The organism is Mesorhizobium sp. M7A.F.Ca.CA.001.10.2.1, assembly GCF_003998575.1.
Lineage (GTDB): Bacteria > Pseudomonadota > Alphaproteobacteria > Rhizobiales > Rhizobiaceae > Mesorhizobium.
The window spans coordinates 1-3,124 of the sequence record NZ_RZQY01000691.1 but is presented as its reverse complement, the minus strand read 5'-3'; the positions used below and the strand labels follow the sequence as shown (position 1 = coordinate 3,124).

Below are 3,124 nucleotides of genomic sequence, written 5' to 3'. Positions count from 1 at the left end.
GAGATTTTTGGGCCGGTGCTGCCCATCGTAGAATACACCGGGATCGACGAGGCGATTGCCGATGTGAACGGAGCGGAGCGCCCGCTGGCGCTCTACTGGTTCGGCCGCGACAGCGGCAATCGTCAACGCATCCTGCACGAGACTATTGCCGGCGGTGTCACCATCAACGACTGCATGCTGCATCTGGTACAGGAAAACCAGCCTTTCGGCGGGGTCGGCGCCAGCGGCATGGGCGCCTATCACGGCGAGTGGGGATTTCGGACGTTCAGCAAGGAGAAGCCGGTTTTCACACAGTCGCGGCTGAGCGCCGGAGCCTTGTTGCGCCCGCCCTACGGCAAGACGTTCGAGCGGCTCTTCAGCCTCCTGCGTCACATCACCTGATCGAGCGAGCGCAGCCTCCGGTTCGTCGTGCCATGCAGCGCCGGCGCATTAAGACTATCTTCACCACGGTGCGGCAGGGTCCTCATCCTGCGGTGATGTCTTGAGTACCGCGGCGCCACAAGCGCCCAGGCAACAGACCCGCGCCTCTTTCGGGGTGCGGGTCATTCCCGCTCGATCTCTTACCCTTGGCTAGCCGAGGAAATCGGCCCGGTGCGGCGTGAAGCTGTCGACCAGCCGCCCTGCTTCCAGGGCCTTGACGCCGTGCACCAGACCGGACGGCACAATGAAGCTGCCGCCGGTCTCGATGGTTTCGGTCCTACCGTCGATGGTCACCTCGAAGCGGCCTTCGGCGACATAGCTTGCCTGGACATGCGGGTGCGAATGCAGGGCGCCGACGCCACCCTTGTCGAAGCCGAATTCGACCAGCATCAACTCGTCGGTGTGCAGGAGAACGCGCCGCCTGTTGCCGTCTGGCGTCTTCGTCCAGGCGCCCTCGCCGGCTTGCGCGAAAATCTTTGCGGTCATCGTTGTCTCCTCAGAGCAATTCCAAGAAAAGTGTGAAACGGTTTTCCGCCCGGAATTGCGTCAAAACCTAGCGCGCCAGCCAGCCGCCATCCACCGGCACCACCGCCCCATGCATGTAGTTCGACGCCGGCGCCAGCAGGAAGACGGCGGCGTCGCCAATGTCGCCCGCCTCGCCCCAGCGGCCGGCCGGGATACGCGCCAGGATGGCGGCGCTGCGGTCGGGATCGGCGCGCAGCGCCTGCGTGTTGTTGGTCTCGATATAGCCCGGCGCGATGGCGTTGACGTTGATGCCCTTTGCCGCCCATTCGCAGGCGAGCAGACGCGTGATGCCGAGCACACCGTGCTTCGAGGCAGTGTAGGACGCAACGCGGATGCCACCCTGGAAACTCAGCACGGAGGCAATGTTGACGATCTTGCCCTTCCGCTCAGCTGCCAAGGCACGCCTTGCAAAGCTTTGGCAGAGCAAAAAAACCGTTTTCAGGTTGACGTCCATGACGTCGTCCCAATCGGCCTCGCTGAGATCGACGGCATCGGCGCGGCGGATGATGCCGGCATTGTTGACCAGCCCGTCGAGCGGACCGCTTTCGTCCCAGATCCGGTCGTGCAACGGGCCGGCGGCCGAAATGTCGGCAAGGTCGGCGCTGACCGCCTCGAATTGCCCTCCCAGCGCGGCGACCTTGTCTGCCGTATCGTCCATCGACGAGCGGCCGACGCCGACCACCGCGCCCCCGGCGCGTACGATCGATACGGCGATGCCCTGGCCGATGCCGGTGTTGGCGCCGGTGACCAGGAAACGTTTTCCGGCAAGGCTGAAGGGGTCGCTCACCGCAGATCGCTCAACGCCACCGGGTCGACATCGGTATAGTCGACATTGTCGCCAGCCATCGCCCAGATGAAAGCATAATTGGAAGTGCCGGCGCCCGAATGGATCGACCAGCCCGGCGACAGCACCGCTTCCTCGTTGCCCATGACGATATGGCGCGTCTCGTCCGGCTCGCCCATGAAGTGGAAGACGCGTGCCGTCTCCGCCAGGTCGAAATAGAGATAGGCCTCCATGCGCCGGTCATGCACATGGCACGGCATGGTGTTCCACACCGAGCCCGGCGCCAGCTGAGTCATGCCGACCACCAGCTGGCAGGTCTTCACGCCGTCGGCATGGATGAACTGGAAGATCGAACGCTCGTTGCAGGTGTCCTTGCTGCCGAGATCGAGGCGCTTGGCGTCGCCGATGCGGATCAGCCGGCTGGGCCAGGCCTGATGCGCCGGCGCGCTGAGCAGATAGAATTTGGCCGGCGCATCTGCATCGGCCGACGCGAACGACACATCAGCGATGCCCATGCCGAGATAGAGCATGTCGCGCGCCTGCAATTCGAAGGACTGGCCGCCGGCCTTGATGACGCCTGCACCGCCGATGTTGACGGCGATCAGCTCGCGACGGTCGAGAAAGTTCTTGGTGCCGGTCGGCTTGATCGTTTCCAGTTGAAGCGCGGCGTCCGTCGGCACGGCGCCGCCGACGATCATGCGGTCGTAATGTGTGTAGGTCAGGCTGATGCGGCCGGGCTGGAACAGGCCGTCAATGTGAAAGTTGTGGCGCAGCTCATCGGTTCCCATCGCCGCGGCGGCGACCGGGTCGATGGCAAAGCGGGATGTATAGTCGGTGTGGCTCTGGTTCATTTCAATCCTGACTTGAGATGGGTCATTCGCCGGCGGCGGCCTTGACCGAACTGGAATAAAAAGCCTGACGCGCATGCAGGCGTTCGCGGTAACGCTGCTGGCTGGCGGTGAGGTGCGCGCGCATCGCCTCTCGCGCGGCCTCGGCATCGCCAGAGGTAATGGCGTTGAGGATCACCAGGTGCTCGCGCTGCAGTCCGCGCTGGTAGCTATCGGATTGCGCCAATTCGGTCGACCAGGGCGAAGTCACGTCGCACGGGATGGCGCGCCGGCCGAGCACGTCGAGCATCTCGACATAGAATGGGTTGCTGGTGGCGCTGGCGATCGCGCGATGGAAGGCGAGGTCGGCCGGACCGGTCGGCTCGCTGGCAAGCAGCAGCCGCTCGAATTCGAAGAAGGCTTCCTGGATCGCCGCCTCCTGCGCGGCATTGCGGCGGACGGCGGCGATCCCGGCCGATTCAATCTCGATCGCCAGCCGCACTTCGAGCACGTTGAGCGCGATCGAATCCTTGCTGCCCATGTCCGCGGCCAGCGCGCCGAACATTGT

General features: G+C 64.3%; 5 protein-coding genes. 1 reads left to right on the top strand and 4 read right to left on the bottom strand.

The window, feature by feature from the left end:
• Window positions 1–381 (top strand): aldehyde dehydrogenase family protein (locus tag EN964_RS30075; protein ID WP_127277111.1); only part of this gene is annotated, 381 nt, incomplete at its 5' end.
• A gap of 189 nt (window positions 382–570) precedes the next feature.
• On the opposite strand, the gene EN964_RS30070 is transcribed toward EN964_RS30075, so the two are convergent.
• The 4 genes from EN964_RS30070 to EN964_RS30055 all read right to left on the bottom strand — a co-directional run.
• Complete coding sequence (locus EN964_RS30070) at window positions 571–906, bottom strand: cupin domain-containing protein (RefSeq protein WP_127270498.1); 336 nt, start codon at window positions 904–906, stop codon at window positions 571–573.
• A gap of 67 nt (window positions 907–973) precedes the next feature.
• On the bottom strand, window positions 974–1,732 hold the full coding sequence (kduD, locus tag EN964_RS30065; RefSeq protein WP_127271817.1) for a 2-dehydro-3-deoxy-D-gluconate 5-dehydrogenase KduD: 759 nt from the start codon (window positions 1,730–1,732) through the stop codon (window positions 974–976).
• On the bottom strand, window positions 1,729–2,580 hold the full coding sequence (gene kduI, locus EN964_RS30060) for a 5-dehydro-4-deoxy-D-glucuronate isomerase (protein ID WP_127270496.1): 852 nt from the start codon (window positions 2,578–2,580) through the stop codon (window positions 1,729–1,731). The genes kduD and kduI overlap by 4 nt, the downstream gene beginning before the upstream one ends.
• 22 nt (window positions 2,581–2,602) lie before the next feature.
• Window positions 2,603–3,124: FadR/GntR family transcriptional regulator (locus EN964_RS30055; protein ID WP_164776087.1), on the bottom strand; the 522-nt coding region annotated here is incomplete at its 5' end.